A 14,012-nucleotide genomic window follows, 5' to 3' on the forward strand; every position below is an offset into this window, starting at 1 on the left:
TTTGGGAATTGCCGGCTGTTTTTTTGCGCCTCAGTGGGGGCGCAGGGTCTTCTGGCGAAGGATATAGATGCTGACGAGCACCGCGCTGGTGAGCATGAAGCCTCGGGCCCAGGGCAGGGGTACGAGGAAGCAGGAGAGGGTGATGCTGGCCCACATCAGGGCCAGGGCATAGATCTTGCCCTTGAGCGGGATGCCCTGGCCTTCCAGGTAGTCGCGAATCCAGGGGCCGAGCCGAGGATGTTCCACCAGCCAGAGGTAGAAGCGCCGCGAGCTGCGCACGAAGCAGGCCGCGGCGAGGAGCAGGAAGGGGGTAGTGGGCAGCACCGGTACGAAGATGCCGATGACCCCCAGGACGACGCTGAGCCAGCCGATTACCAGGAGGATCACGCGCAGCGCCGGGTGGCGCTGCTGCTGGATATCGCTGTGCGCCATCCGCGCCGCCTTAGTGGTGACGGGGCTTGAGCAGGGCGGGCTTTTCTTCCGGGGCGTTGCAGAGCAGGAAGAGGGCGGTCAGCAGTTCGGGAATCTGCTCGATCATCTCGTCCACCAGGTTGCGGTCCTTGGCGATGTCGGCGAACTCGGGCTGTTCGTCGAACAGGCCGGAACCGACCATGATCGGCAGCAGCAGCTCGCTGACTTCTTCCTCGGCACTTTCGAACCAGGTTTCTTCGCGCAGGAACACGCCTTCCATGAAACCGATGCACCAGCCGCGCAGGTCGGAATCGTCCGGGTCGCTGCCCAGGTCCAGGTCGCAGGGCATTTCGGGGTCTTCATCGCTGGCCAACTGGCGGGCGATGTGGGCCTTGAGGGCCAGCAAGGTGGCTTCGATTTCGTCGCGTTCGGCGTCGCTGCGGTAATGCGGCGGTTCGGCGAACAGGGCGTCGATCCATTCACGCTCGGGCACCTGGTCCGGGCAGATCGACAGGGCGGTCAGGTAGCCGTGGGTGGCCACATAGTCCAGAGCCTCCTCGTGCAGGTCATCGGCGTCGAGAAAAGCTTGCAGGCGGGACAGTTGCTCAGCGAAGGACATCGTGGGACTACCTTGAGGGATAAACGACGCTGGATTCTAGTCGAGTGTGAGGCTCGCAGCAAAAGGCAGGACCGATGGGCGTGGGCATTTTGCCGTTGCGGCTGACGTATAATGCCCGGCTTGTTCCGGAGACCCCCATGCTCGACCAGGCTCAGCGCATCCTCAAAGACGTATTCGGCTACGACGCTTTCCGTGGCAACCAGGCCGCGATCATCGAACGTGTGGCCTCCGGCGGCGATGCCCTGGTGCTGATGCCCACCGGTGGCGGCAAGTCGCTGTGCTATCAGGTGCCGGCTCTTCTGCGCGAAGGCCTGACGGTGGTGGTGTCGCCGCTGATCGCGCTGATGGACGACCAGGTCGCCACGCTGGACGAGCTGGGCGTGCCGGCGGTGGCGCTGAACTCCACGCTGAGTGCCGAGGCCCAGCGCGATATCGCCGACCGTTTGCGCCGTGGGGAGATCAAGCTGCTTTACCTCGCGCCCGAGCGCCTGGTGCAGCCACGCATGCTGGCCTTCCTGCAACGGCTGCCGATCGGCCTGTTCGCCATCGACGAGGCCCACTGCGTTTCCCAGTGGGGCCATGATTTCCGTCCCGAATACCTGCAACTGGGCCAACTGGCCGAGCTCTTCCCCAATGTCCCGCGCATGGCGCTGACCGCCACGGCGGACATGCGTACCCGTGAAGAGATGGTCCAGCGTCTGCATCTGCAGAACGCCGAGCGCTTCCTCTCCAGCTTTGACCGGCCGAACATCTTTTATCGGATCGTCTCCAAGGATCAGCCGCGCAAGCAGTTGCTGGGCTTCCTGGCCGAGCGGCGCGGGGATGCCGGAATCGTCTACTGCCTGTCGCGCAAGAAGGTGGAAGAGGTGGCCTCGTTCCTGTCCGAGCAGGGGTTCCCGGCGCTGCCTTACCACGCGGGCCTGGCCAACGACCTGCGCGCCTATCACCAGAAGCGTTTTCTCAATGAGGAAGGGCTGATCATGGTGGCCACCATCGCCTTCGGCATGGGTATCGACAAGCCCAACGTGCGTTTCGTCGCTCACCTGGACCTGCCCAAGTCGCTGGAAGCCTATTACCAGGAAACCGGCCGCGCCGGCCGCGACGGTCTGCCGGCGGATGCCTGGATGGCTTATGGGCTGCAGGACGTGCTGCTGCTCAAGCAAATGCTGAGCAACTCCGAAGGGGACGAGCGCCACAAGCGCATCGAGCAGCACAAGCTGGATGCCATGCTGTCACTCTGCGAAGAGACCCGCTGCCGCCGCCAGACGCTGCTGGCCTATTTCGACGAAGAACTGCCGCAACCCTGTGGCCATTGCGATATCTGCACCGATGGTGTGCAGACCTGGGATGCCACCGAGCCCGCGCGCCAGGCGCTCTCGGCCATCTATCGCAGCGGCCAGCGCTACGGCGTCGGCCATTTGGTGGATCTGCTGCTGGGCCGCGACAACGAAAAAGTGCGTTCCGCCGGCCATCAGCACCTGTCCATCTTCGGTGTGGGCAAGGCCATGTCCGAGAACGAGTGGCGCACCTTGTTCCGCCAACTGGTGGCGCGCGGCCTGGCCGATATCGACCTCGAAGGCTTCGGCGGCCTGCGCCTGACCGAGGCCTGCCGCCCGCTGCTGCGCGGCGAGGTGCAACTTGAGCTACGCCGCGATCTCTCGACCAAGGCGCCGAAACCGACCGCCAGCGCGGCCAGCCAACTGGTACGAGGCGAGGAGCGCGAGCAGTGGGAAGCCCTGCGCACGTTGCGCCGCAAGCTGGCGGAGGAGCATAGCGTCCCGCCTTACGTCATCTTCCCGGATGCCACCCTGCTGGAAATGCTCCGCAGCAAGCCGCGCAGCCTGTCCGAAATGGCGCAGGTCAGCGGCGTGGGCGCACGTAAGCTGGAACGCTATGGCGAGGCGTTCCTGGAGGTGCTCAACGGTGCGGGTGAAACACCCCGTGCCGTCACCGACCTGCGCCATGAACTGGTGAGCCTGGCCCGCGCCGGAATGACCCCGGCGCAGATTTCCCGTCAGCTCAATTGCAGCGAGAAGAACGTCTACAGCCTGCTGGCCGAAACCATCGGCAACCAGCAGTTGAGCCTGGAACAGGCGCTGGACCTGCCGGAAGACCTGTTGGGCGAAATCCAGGACGCCTTCCTCGACGGCGAGGGTGAGCTGCCGCCTGTGGCGGAAATTGCCGAGCTGTTCGCCGGCCGGGTGCCGGATGGCGTCCTGCATTGCGTGCGCGCGGCACTGCAAGCGGAGTTCGAGGCCTGATCGGAGCGTGCGCGCGAGCTGACGTAAATATGACGGGGCAAAACGACCAACTTGTGACGCAGTGCGCGACCGGCTAATGTGCGTCAGAGGCCTCCGACAGAAGAGGTAGACGTGTCTTACAACAATACTGCCTGGCTAAATGAAGTTCGCCCCAACCCCTATGCCGACCAGTTGGCACTGGGATTCCGACATCTGCGATTCACGCGCTCCCTGGAACGTGAATATCGGGACTATTTCCTCGAAGAGAATTTCGACCTCAAGCGCATCGCCCTCAGCGTTGGCCTGATGATCTGGCTGGCTTTCGCCATGCTCGATTTCTACCTGATCAGCAGCGAGGCACGCTGGTGGATGCTGGCCGTGCGGCTGGGCGTGCTGGGGCTGTTGCTGGTGTGTGGGGTGCTGATGCTCCAGCGTCGTCACCGCCACCTGTTGGCGCCGTTGAGTCTGGTCTGCATCGGAGCTCTCGGCGTAGGGGCCGGGGCGGTGGTGGCCATCGCCCATCGCAGCGATCCGTCGTTCCCCTACGAAGGCCTGCTGCTGGTGTGCATGGCAGCCTACTTCCTGGTGGGGCTGCGCCTGGTGGAGGCCCTGGGAGTTTCCCTGGTGATCTTGCTGGCTTATGTGGGCCTGGAGCTCTGGGCCGGGCTGCCCTGGCCACGGCTGATCAACAACTTGCTTTTCCTGCTGTTCGGCAACGTTGCAGGCGCCGTGGGTTGTTACCTGCTGGAGTTCAAATCCCGCGAACATTTCCTGATCAGCCGACTGATGCGGGTGCTCGCCGACCACGACAGCCTCACCGGCCTGTACAACCGCCGCAGCTTCAACCGCCAACTGGAACGCCTGTGGCGCCAGGCCCAGCGCGAGCAGCACGGCCTGGCACTGCTGCTCTGCGATGTGGACCATTTCAAGGCCTACAACGATCGCTATGGCCACCAGGCCGGGGACCAGGTGCTGCAACAGGTCGCCCGGGTATTGGAGGACACCGCCCGGCGTCCGCTGGACATGGCGGTTCGGCTGGGGGGCGAAGAGTTCGCCGTGCTTCTCTATGGCATCAGCGAGCAGGAAGCCCGACGCTGCGCCGAAAAGCTGCGTGCTGCGCTGGAGAACCAGGCGATCCGCCACGAGGCGTCACCGACCGCGCCGGTACTGACCATGTCCATAGGCGTTGCCTGTGTGCTGCCGCAACCGGGGATGCCCTTGGGCAAACTCTACGAACTCTATGAGCACGCGGATCGCGCGCTATATGAAGGCAAGGCATTAGGCCGCAACCGCGTTGTGGCATAGATAGTCGCTCCGGATGGCGCGCGCCGTGACTGTCCGGGGCGATGGCCGGTGCTAGCATCGCCGTTCCTCCCGCCATGAGCGATCTGCATGGACAAGCTGATCCAGGCCGACGGCCAGCCGCATTACGGCATCTTTCCCGCTGCGCCGGGCCTCATCAATTACCGTGACTTCGACTTCCGTTCGCCCATGGGCCGGCGCCTGGGCGCTTTGGCCAAGTGGCGGCGATTCCACCAGTTCCAGTACTTCGGCCTGCTCAGCAACGAACTCATCGGCGGTTGCGCCCTGGCCAACCTGAGTCTGGTGGGCGTGGGATTCGTCTACCTGTTCCACCCGGCCAGCGGCCGCATGATCGAACGCCAGTTCAAGCTCCCACTGGGGCTTGGGACCGAGTTTTCCCAGAGCCCGGACAACGGTGTCTGCCAGCTGCGTCAGGGCCTCAACCTGCTGCGCCTGGAGAACCGTGGCGACATCGGGGAGAAGCGGCTACTGGTGGAGTTGGATGATGGCACTCGCATCGATGCGACGTTCAGCGAACGTGAGCCGGCTTTCCAGCCCATGTGCCTCTGCACGCCAACGGCTGTGAACGGCTGGGTGTATGCGCAGAAGGTGGCGGGCGTTGCCTGCCGGGGCCAGGTCAGCAGCGACCTGGGGAATTTCGATCTCGGGCAGATTGGCGCCTTTGCGCACCACGATTGGTCCGCCGGCTATATGCGCCCGGAGACCCATTGGAACTGGGCCTGCCTGTCCGGGCTGTCCGGCGGACTTCGTGTGGGGCTGAATCTGTCCTGCGGGGTGAACGAAACAAGCTTTACCGAGAACTGCTTCTGGCTGGATGGCGAACTGCTCAAAGTCGATACCGTGCGCTTCAGCTTCGACCGTGACCAGCCATTGAGGACCTGGGCCATCAGTTCCCATGACGGCCAGGTGGCGCTCACATTCGAGGGTGAAGGGCTGCATCAGGAGCGGTTGAATCTCGGATTCATTGCAAGCAATTTCAAGCAGGTGTTCGGCCGCTTCAGTGGCACGCTGCGTCCGGCGGGACGCCCGCCGGTGGTGATCGACGAGATGTGGGGGTTCGTCGAGGACCAGTACGTGAAGTGGTAGGGAAGGGGGCTTGCTCACGGCTTTCGGCTATGATTAGCTGGCTAATTATTAGTATAAGAAGCCCGAGTCATTTCGATGTCCTACCCCGATCAACACCGCTTCGCCATGCAACTCGCCCAGATGTCCCGCGCGTGGCGTGCCGAACTGGACCGCCGCCTCGCTGGCCTGGGTCTTTCCCAGGCTCGCTGGCTGGTTTTGCTGCACCTCTCCCGTTTCCAGGAATTGCCCACCCAGCGTGAGCTGGCCAAGAGCGTTGGCGTTGAAGGCCCGACTCTGGCGCGGTTGCTGGACAGCCTGGAAGCCCAGGGCCTGATCCAGCGCATGGCCGTTGCTGAAGATCGGCGGGCGAAGAAAATCGCCTTGTGCCCGCCGGCCCGCCCCCTGATCGAGAAGATCGAAGCCATTTCCAGTCAGCTGCGCCAGGAACTCTTCGCCGGTATCGACGACGAAGAACTGCGCCATTGCCAACAGATCCATGCACGGATACTGCTGAACCTGGACCGCCTTTAATGGGGCAGGACCTCGAAGCGCTACACCAGCGCTTTGGTGCCCGTTATCCGCAATGGCTGCTGGGCCTGCTGATGCTCGGCAGCATGGCGATGATCCTCGCTTCCACCAGCATCAACGTGGCGCTTCCGGCGATCATGTCCGATTTCGGGATTGGTCGGCCGCTGGCGCAATGGCTTTCCACCGGGTTCCTCGCTTCAATGACCGCCGGCCTCCTGCTCGCGGCCTGGTGCCAGGCGCGTCTGGGGGCGCGACGCACCGTGCAGATCGGGCTTGGCCTGTTCAGCGTGGCGTCGCTGCTGGCGCTGGTGGCGACGTCCGCCTGGCAACTGATCGCCCTGCGCATCCTCATGGGCGCCTGCGCCGGCATCATCCAGCCGCTGGCCATGGTGCTGATCTTTCGCGTCTATTCCGAGGGTGGCCGTGGCATGGCCCTCGGGCTTTATGGGCTTGGCATCATGGTGGCGCCGACCCTCGGCCCGACCATAGGCGGCTATCTCATCGATCAGTTCGGCTGGGGCGCGGTGTTCTGGCTGCCGCTGCCGCTTTGCCTGCTGGCGCTGGTCGGTGCGCAGTGGCTGATGCCCAGCGACCGGAATCGCAGTACGCCTGGTGTCGACCTGCCGGCATTCGTCTTGCTCTGTGTGGCGCTCTTTTCCCTGCTGGGCGCACTGGCCGAAGCCCAGCGCTTCGGCTGGCTGGCACCGAGTGTCTGGCTTCCCGGCTTGCTCGGCCTGGGGTGCGCAGCAGCGTTCCTGCGTCGCAGCCGTGCCTGCGAGAAACCCTTGCTGCCCCTGCAGCTCTGGCGGCATGCCGCTTTCCGCAAGGCCAGTTGGGTCGCTGTGGTACTGGGCCTGGGGCTGTACGGCTCCACCTACCTGATTCCGCTCTTCCTGCAGACGGTGGAAGGATACAGCGCGGGTGAAGCGGGGCTGTTGCTGCTGCCCACCGGCGTCGTGCTGGGGCTGTCGTCCTTCCTGGGCGGCTGGGCCAGTGACCGGTTGTCGGCGGCGTCCATGCTGGTGTTCGGTCTGCTGGTGTTCGCGCTGTCGTCGGCTGCGCTGGGGATGGCCGGGGCGGGCGCATCCTTCCTCGTGCTTTGCAGTTGGGCGTGTGTCGGTCGATTGGGGCTGGGGTTGCTCCTGCCGGCCATGAGCACCGGCGCGCTGGATGTCCTCAATCCAGAAGAACTGGCCCTTGGAGCGGGCGCCATCACCTTCGTGAGGCAGCTGGGTGGCGCTTTCGGGGTCAACCTGCTGACTTTCTTCCTGGAGTGGCGGCATGCCGCTGCGGGAGGCGACGCGGCGGCCGAGACACTGGCGTTCGAACAGAGTTTCTGGCTGGTTGCGCTACTGTTCCTGGCAGCGGTGATACCGGCTTGGGGCGTGCGTCCTGCAAGGCGTTGAGCGTGCATTTCGCACGACGAAAAATTTGTCAAGTCCCTGGCGAAATCTTTCCTATAGTGGAGTAAGCTACAGCACAGTTCTGTGGCCAGCTGCCATTACCACGGGCAAAGGAGCAAACGCCCGGTGTTGCAGGTCTCGAGTGGGATGGATAAGGAGCTGCGTCCCGCTATCATTGTTGTTTTGAGGTCAACGTATTTCGCGTCGCTTCGATGATGCCCGGGCGGGACACCAGAAGTGTGACTTGTGAGTGCGAATGGCCGGGGAGGACATATGGCAAGGGTTCACAAGCTCCTTTTGACGCTTGCTTCAGGCTCTGCGCTCTATTCGGGTCTGGTGCCGGCGTTGGGGCTCGGCGAAATCACCTTGCACTCTGCCCTCAATCAGCCGCTGGACGCCGAGATCGAGCTGCTTGAAGTCGGCGATCTCAATGACAGCGAAATCAAGGTCAGCCTGGCGTCCGCCGATGCGTTCGAGCATGCCGGCGTCGACCGTTTCCTGTTTCTCAACGATCTGCGCTTCAGCCCGGTAATCCGAGGCGCGGGCAGCCGCATTCGCGTGGTGTCCAACAAGCCGGTTCGTGAGCCATACCTGAATTTCATCATCGAAGTGGCCCGCCCCAACGGCAAGCTGCTGCGCGAGTACACTTTGCTGTTGGACCCGCCCGGTTCGGTCTTCACCGCCGGCGCTGCACCGGTCAGCCCGGTGCGCAGTGTTTCCGTCGCAACCTCCAGTTCCCCGCCGGTACAACCCAAGCCCGCACCGGCTGCCGCGCAAGGCAAGTACTACCAGGTGGCACGAGGCGATAGCCTCTGGCGGATTGCCAGGCGCCTCAGCGCTGGCAGCCGCATGAGCCAGCAACAGATGCTGGATGGAATCTATGCCCTGAATGCCCAGGCTTTCCCCGGTGGCGACATCAACCACCTGCGTGTTGGTCAGTCGCTCCTGCTGCCGGATGATGCGGTTCTGGCCAGTCAGCCGGCGGCTGTGGTTGCAACTGCTCCGGCTGCTCCGGCGAGCCAGGCGCCAGTATCCGCCGCCACCACGCCTCCCAGCCCAACCCTGGTTGAACTGACCCAGGTCCAGCAGCGGGTGGATACGAGCATTGCCCAGGGTGAAGCCGAGCGCGCGCAGTTGCGCCAGGACATCGCCGAACTGCAGGCCCGATTGGAGGTCATGCAGAAGCAGCTGAGCGGTAGCGACCAGCAGATGACCGAGCTTCAAACGCAGGTCCAGCAAATCGCCGCTACGCCCGCACCTGCCATCGAAACCCCGCAGGTCCAGCCCGTCCGCGAGGTTAGCGTGATTCCCGCAGCGCAGGCTGCCGAACAATCCGCTCCGGCGCAGGCAAGCAGTTCCGGCATCAGCCCATTCTGGTGGGCGATCATGGTGTCCGGCCTGGTCCTGCTGTTCCTTCTGGATTGGGTGCTGTTGCGTCGTTCCCGTCGCGAGGCCCAGCAGCAGGAGCTGGAAGAAGCCCAGGCCACCGGCAAGGCAAAGGTGGCTTTCCAGCACCGTCATCAGGATATTCAACCAGCCGCTCCTGCGAAGCTGGAGCCGGCTCCGGTTGCCGCCAAGGCTACCGTTGCGCGGGAGGTGGTCTCGCTGCCGAGCGCCAAGGTTCATTCCGATGCACTGGAAGGCGCCAACATCTATATCGCCTACGGCCGTTGGCGCGAAGCGCTGGCCGTGCTGCGTTCTGCTGTTGCGCAGGATCCACAGCGCCTGGAACTGCGTTATCGCCTGCTGGAAGTGCTGGGCGAGCTGCGCGATCCGGTCGCCTTCACCCTCGAAGAGGCCGCGCTGCGTGACCTGCATGCTGACGACGAGCGGCTGGCGGCAATCCGTGCCGGCTACGCCGACCTAGCCTCGACCAGCACCCCGGTCGAGCCCGTCTTCGTGCTGGACGAATCCACTCCGGCGTCCGCTTCTGCGAGCAATGAGCCCATCGATAGCCTGCCATCCGATTTCGATGGCTATCCGCTGGATGCCGACTGGGAACAGGTCAGCCCGTTCAAACCGGCCGAGCCCAAGCGCAAGGCAGCTGTGGTTCAAGCCTTCCCGACCGTGGAAGAGGACGTGGGTTTCCCCACTAATCTCCAGGAGCTGCCGGAAGTTTTCGAGCTTACGCTGGATGCCGATACCCTGAGCCCCTTCGGCGAACTGCCGGAGTTGACCCAGGCCGAGAGCCTGGACGAGCTCACCGTCGACTTCATCGATCCGATGGTCAGCCTGGACGATCTGGACAAGCTCGACGCTCGCCAGGAGAACCTCACCAAGCTCAATCTGGCGCTGGCCTACATTGAGCAAGGCAATATCGAAGCGGCCTGCAGCATCCTCAACGAGGTCATCAGCGAAGGCGACGACCAACAGAAACAGGAAGCACGGGACCTGCTGGCCAAGATTGCCTGACGCGTTGCAGCCTGAATGAAAAAGCCCGGACCTGGTCCGGGCTTTTTTGTGTTTGGGCCTTTTACTCCGGCGAGCGCCGGGGTTCCGGTTGCGCAACACCTGTCATCCGTTTGGCCGCCAATACGAGCCAGCAGGCGAGGATGAAGGGGGCGGTCATGGCAGGCAATCCGATGGCGGCGAAGCCGGGCTGCAGGGCGACGCCCAGCAGGATACCGGTCAGCGCGCACCAGGGGCGGCGCAGGTTCTTGCCCAGCGCCAGGGCGATCAACGCTCCGTTGAGGCTGAACAGTCCGCCCAGCACAGCCTGCATGGGCATGCCCTGGAGAAGCGCCAGGAGCAGCGCGGTGATCGATCCCAGCAGCGCCCAGAGCGCCACCCGCCAGCCGACAAGAAAGAGGGCGCCCAGCACCAGGGCACCGGCAACCGGTTGGTCGAGGAAGATCACCTGGCCGATACCGCGCACGATTGCCAGCGGCGTGTCGATCAAGCCCGGTTGCAGGGTGACTGCGGCGAGCGGGGAGGGCGTCAGTTCTAGTTGCGCGCCCAGGGCCAGCAACAGCCAGCCGATGCCGACGAAGGGCGAGGTATAGGCGGGCAGCCAGTTACGCCGGCGAACAGCCTTGAGCAGGGTGTTAAGGAGCAGGCTGGAGAGGCCACTGGCACAGAGGATCAGCAGCGCCAGATAGAGCGACGGCTCGAAGCGTGCGCTAAGCAACAGGCCCAGGAGTACGCCGTTGTAGCCGTAGAGTCCGGCCTCGATGTCTTCGGGCGCGTAGCGCCGTCGCACGGCGGTAAGCCAGGCGGCGGCACCACCGAGCAGCGCGCCGCCCAGTAAGTTTGGGGCGCCCACGGCGATGGCGAGCAGGATCAAGGCGCCACAACCGGGGTGGCGCTGGAGGAAAATCTGGCTGAATCCGTTCAATTGGGCTGAGGCCCAACTCCGGACTTCGGGTCGTAGAGGCAGTCGTTGCATGGCAGCTTGAAAAAAGAGGCGCCCCGGTGAGGGGCGCCGACTAACTGGCGGTAGCCAGATGGGATTTCTGTTTCCGCCCGACATCGAGGCCGGTACGGTGAGCTCGGGTTCTCTGTGGACCCCGTCGCTCTGGTCGTTTCACATCAATTCAGCGTTTCGATCCGCAGGCTGTTGGTGCTGCCCGGCTGGCCGAACGGCACGCCGGCGGTGATCACCACGGTATCGCCGCGTTTGGCCATGCCTTGGGCCTGGGCAATCTCCAGCGCGGTGCTGGTGACTTCCTCGACCTTGTGCAGGCGCTCGTTGACGACGGAGTAGATGCCCCAGGCCACGGTCAGGCGACGTGCGGTATTGAGGTTCGGCGTCAGGCTGAGGATCGGTGCCTTGGGGCGCTCGCGGGAGGCGCGCAGGCTGGAGCTGCCGGATTCGGTGTAGTTCATCAGGGCGGCCACCGGCAGGATGCTGCTGATGCGGCGGATGGCGCAGCTGATGGCGTCCGAGGCGGTGGCTTCGGCTTGCGGGCGGCTGACGTCGAGCTGGCTTTGGAAATCCGGGCCGTTCTCCACCTGGCGGATGATCTTGCTCATCATCTGCACGGTTTCCAGCGGGTAGTCGCCGGACGCGGTTTCAGCAGAGAGCATCACGGTGTCGGCGCCTTCGGCCACGGCATTGGCGACGTCGGTCACCTCGGCACGGGTCGGTGCCGGGGAGAAGCGCATGGACTCCAGCATCTGGGTGGCCACGACCACCGGGCGACCCAGTTGGCGGCAGGTGCGGATGATGTCTTTCTGGATGCGCGGCACGTTCTCGGCCGGCACTTCCACGCCCAGGTCGCCACGGGCCACCATGATGGCATCGCACAGTCGCGCGATCTCTTCCAGGTGCACCACAGCCGAGGGTTTCTCGATCTTGGCCATCAGGAAGGCGCGGCCCTGGATCAGCTCACGGGCTTCGACGATGTCTTCCGGGCGCTGCACGAAGGACAGCGCCACCCAATCCACGCCCAGGTCCAGGCCGAAGTCCAGGTCGCGGCGGTCCTTGGCGGTCAGCGGCGACAACTGCAGCACCGCTTCCGGCACGTTGACGCCCTTGCGGTCGGACAGCTCGCCGCCGGCGATCACGGTGGTTTCCACCACGTCGGCCTGCTTGGCGGTCACCTGCAGGCGCAGCCGGCCGTCGTCCAGCAGCAGGTTCATGCCCGGTTCCAGGGCTTCGATGATCTCGGGGTGGGGCAGGTTGACCCGGCGGGCATCGCCCGGGGTGTTGTCCAGGTCCAGGCGGAAGGCCTGGCCGCGCTCGAGGTTGACCTTGCCCTCGGCAAAACGGCCCACGCGCAGCTTCGGCCCTTGCAGGTCCATCAGGATGCCGATGGGGTAGTTGAGTTGACGCTCCACCTCACGTACCCACTGGTAGCGCTGGGCGTGGTCGGCGTGCTCACCGTGGCTGAAGTTCAGGCGGAACAGGTTGACGCCGGCTTCCACCAGTTGGCGGATGTCGTCGATGCCTTTGATCGCCGGACCGAGGGTGGCGAGGATTTTTACTTTCTTGTCAGGCGTCATTTTCAGGGCTCTCGAGAATCAGGATGGCGCGGAAGTCGTTCACGTTGGTACGGGTCGGCTCGGTGACGATGAGGTCGCCGAGGGCGGCGAAATACCCGTATCCGTTGTTGTTGTCCAGTTCGTCGCTGGCAGACAGGTCCTGTTTGGCCGCGCGGGCGTAGCTGCAAGGGCTCATGATGGCGCCGGCATTGTCTTCCGAACCGTCGATGCCGTCGGTATCGCCAGCCAGGGCATAGACGCCCGGTAGGCCTTTCAGGGTGTTGGTCAGGCTCAGCAGGAATTCGGCATTGCGCCCACCACGGCCGTTGCCGCGCACGGTCACGGTGGTTTCGCCGCCAGAGAGGATCACGCACGGCGGCTTGATCGGCTGGCCATGCAGCACCACTTGGCGGGCAATGCCGCCGTGGACTTTGGCCACTTCGCGGGATTCGCCCTCCAGGTCGCCTAGGATCAGCGGCGTGAGGCCGGCGGCGCGTACTTTCTCGGCGGCGGCATCGAGGGACTGCTGCGGCGTGGCGATCAGCTGGAAGTGGCTGCGGGAGAGGCAAGGGTCGCCTGGCTTGACAGTCTCCGAGCGCGGGTCCTGCAGCCAGGCGCGCACGTGGGCCGGTACCTCGATCTCATAACGGGCGAGGATCGCCAGGGCTTCGGCCGAGGTGGTCGGGTCGGCCACGGTCGGGCCGGAGGCGATCACGGTGGCTTCGTCGCCGGGCACGTCGGAGATCGCGTAGGTGTAGACAGTGGCCGGCCAGCAGGCCTTGGCCAGACGGCCGCCCTTGATCGCCGAGAGATGCTTGCGCACGCAGTTCATCTCGGAAATGGAGGCGCCGGATTTCAGCAGGGCCTTGTTGATCGCCTGCTTGTCTTTCAGGGTCAGGCCCTCCGCGGGCAGGGCGAGTAGGGAGGAGCCACCACCGGAGAGCAGGAAGATCACCCGGTCGGACTCATTGAGGTTGCTCACCAGTTCCAGCACGCGCCGGGCGGTTTCCAGGCCGGCGGCGTCGGGCACCGGGTGGGCCGCTTCGACCACTTCGATCTTCTTGCAGTCGGCGCCGTGGCCGTAGCGGGTCACGACCAGGCCAGAGATTTCGCCCTGCCACTCGCGCTCGATCACTTCCGCCATGGCGGCTGCGGCCTTGCCGGCACCGATGACGATGACGCGGCCGGAGCGGTCGGCGGGCAGGTGGTCAGCCAGTACCTGGCGCGGGTGGGCGGCGGCGATGGCGATGGCGAACAGGTCGCGCAGGAAAGCTTGGGGATCGAGGGACATGGCAGGCTCCGGGGCGCTGGATTCTTGTTATGGGCATGATGGCCGATTTCAGTCCCGAACCGCCGCGCGCAGCGGTTCGGGACTGGAATCGACCTTCCTGGCCTTCGGCGCCGTGTCGCCTGGGGCCAGGAGGGTCGAAAAGGGCCCACCTGCAAGGTTGGCTGGTCGTAGGTTGGCGCCGAGCTTGCGAGGCCCAACGCTGGAGCTGC

11 protein-coding genes are annotated in these 14,012 nt (G+C 64.5%); 6 read left to right on the plus strand and 5 right to left on the minus strand.

What is annotated here, in order from left to right:
* Positions 1–30: 30 nt before the first annotated feature.
* Together THL1_RS09360 and THL1_RS09365 are read right to left on the minus strand one after the other, a co-directional pair.
* Complete coding sequence (locus tag THL1_RS09360; RefSeq protein WP_069083016.1) at positions 31–432, minus strand: YbaN family protein; 402 nt, start codon at positions 430–432, stop codon at positions 31–33.
* A 10-nt stretch (positions 433–442) separates the two neighbouring features.
* The gene (locus THL1_RS09365; RefSeq protein WP_069083017.1) at positions 443–1,030 is read right to left on the minus strand and encodes a YecA family protein; all 588 of its coding nucleotides are present in this window, start codon (positions 1,028–1,030) and stop codon (positions 443–445) included.
* Between the two features lie 137 nt (positions 1,031–1,167).
* Between THL1_RS09365 and recQ the strand changes: the two genes are divergently transcribed.
* From recQ to THL1_RS09395, 6 genes are all read left to right on the plus strand, one after another.
* Positions 1,168–3,291 carry a DNA helicase RecQ gene (recQ, locus tag THL1_RS09370; protein ID WP_069083018.1) on the plus strand — a complete coding sequence of 708 codons (2,124 nt, stop codon included), beginning with the start codon at positions 1,168–1,170 and terminating at the stop codon, positions 3,289–3,291.
* Between the two features lie 111 nt (positions 3,292–3,402).
* A complete protein-coding gene (locus THL1_RS09375; RefSeq protein ID WP_069083019.1) occupies positions 3,403–4,575 on the plus strand; it encodes a GGDEF domain-containing protein in 1,173 nt (390 codons plus the stop codon).
* Between the two features lie 87 nt (positions 4,576–4,662).
* Positions 4,663–5,679, plus strand: coding sequence for a DUF2804 domain-containing protein (locus THL1_RS09380; protein WP_069083020.1), 1,017 nt, complete (start codon positions 4,663–4,665; stop codon positions 5,677–5,679).
* Between the two features lie 75 nt (positions 5,680–5,754).
* The gene (locus tag THL1_RS09385) at positions 5,755–6,189 is read left to right on the plus strand and encodes a MarR family transcriptional regulator (protein ID WP_069083021.1); all 435 of its coding nucleotides are present in this window, start codon (positions 5,755–5,757) and stop codon (positions 6,187–6,189) included.
* Complete coding sequence (locus THL1_RS09390) at positions 6,189–7,592, plus strand: DHA2 family efflux MFS transporter permease subunit (protein ID WP_069083022.1); 1,404 nt, start codon at positions 6,189–6,191, stop codon at positions 7,590–7,592. The genes THL1_RS09385 and THL1_RS09390 overlap by 1 nt, the downstream gene beginning before the upstream one ends.
* A 270-nt stretch (positions 7,593–7,862) precedes the next feature.
* Positions 7,863–10,001: a FimV/HubP family polar landmark protein gene (locus tag THL1_RS09395; protein WP_083245855.1), complete on the plus strand. Its 2,139-nt coding sequence runs from the start codon at positions 7,863–7,865 to the stop codon at positions 9,999–10,001.
* A gap of 61 nt (positions 10,002–10,062) precedes the next feature.
* Here the strand turns inward: THL1_RS09395 and THL1_RS09400 are convergent, their stop codons facing one another.
* The 3 genes from THL1_RS09400 to THL1_RS09410 form a co-directional block, all read right to left on the minus strand.
* A complete protein-coding gene (locus THL1_RS09400; RefSeq protein ID WP_069083023.1) occupies positions 10,063–10,974 on the minus strand; it encodes an urea transporter in 912 nt (303 codons plus the stop codon).
* A 143-nt stretch (positions 10,975–11,117) separates the two neighbouring features.
* Positions 11,118–12,533 carry a pyruvate kinase gene (gene pyk, locus THL1_RS09405; RefSeq protein WP_069083024.1) on the minus strand — a complete coding sequence of 472 codons (1,416 nt, stop codon included), beginning with the start codon at positions 12,531–12,533 and terminating at the stop codon, positions 11,118–11,120.
* The gene (locus tag THL1_RS09410) at positions 12,523–13,803 is read right to left on the minus strand and encodes a glycerate kinase type-2 family protein (RefSeq protein ID WP_069083025.1); all 1,281 of its coding nucleotides are present in this window, start codon (positions 13,801–13,803) and stop codon (positions 12,523–12,525) included. The genes pyk and THL1_RS09410 overlap by 11 nt, the downstream gene beginning before the upstream one ends.
* Positions 13,804–14,012 lie beyond the last annotated feature (209 nt).

This window comes from Pseudomonas sp. TCU-HL1, from assembly GCF_001708505.1.
Classification (GTDB): Bacteria; Pseudomonadota; Gammaproteobacteria; order Pseudomonadales; family Pseudomonadaceae; genus Metapseudomonas.

What these genes read in the sequence shown, in the direction of transcription:
- THL1_RS09410 (WP_069083025.1), bottom strand. Translation starts at nt 13,803, where the DNA reads ATGTCCCTCGATCCCCAAGCTTTCCTGCGCGACCTGTTCGCCATCGCC.
- THL1_RS09360 (WP_069083016.1), bottom strand. Translation starts at nt 432, where the DNA reads ATGGCGCACAGCGATATCCAGCAGCAGCGCCACCCGGCGCTGCGCGTG.
- THL1_RS09365 (WP_069083017.1), bottom strand. Translation starts at nt 1,030, where the DNA reads ATGTCCTTCGCTGAGCAACTGTCCCGCCTGCAAGCTTTTCTCGACGCC.
- THL1_RS09395 (WP_083245855.1), top strand. Translation starts at nt 7,863, where the DNA reads ATGGCAAGGGTTCACAAGCTCCTTTTGACGCTTGCTTCAGGCTCTGCG.
- pyk (WP_069083024.1), bottom strand. Translation starts at nt 12,533, where the DNA reads ATGACGCCTGACAAGAAAGTAAAAATCCTCGCCACCCTCGGTCCGGCG.
- recQ (WP_069083018.1), top strand. Translation starts at nt 1,168, where the DNA reads ATGCTCGACCAGGCTCAGCGCATCCTCAAAGACGTATTCGGCTACGAC.
- THL1_RS09380 (WP_069083020.1), top strand. Translation starts at nt 4,663, where the DNA reads ATGGACAAGCTGATCCAGGCCGACGGCCAGCCGCATTACGGCATCTTT.
- THL1_RS09385 (WP_069083021.1), top strand. Translation starts at nt 5,755, where the DNA reads ATGTCCTACCCCGATCAACACCGCTTCGCCATGCAACTCGCCCAGATG.
- THL1_RS09400 (WP_069083023.1), bottom strand. Translation starts at nt 10,974, where the DNA reads ATGCAACGACTGCCTCTACGACCCGAAGTCCGGAGTTGGGCCTCAGCC.
- THL1_RS09390 (WP_069083022.1), top strand. Translation starts at nt 6,189, where the DNA reads ATGGGGCAGGACCTCGAAGCGCTACACCAGCGCTTTGGTGCCCGTTAT.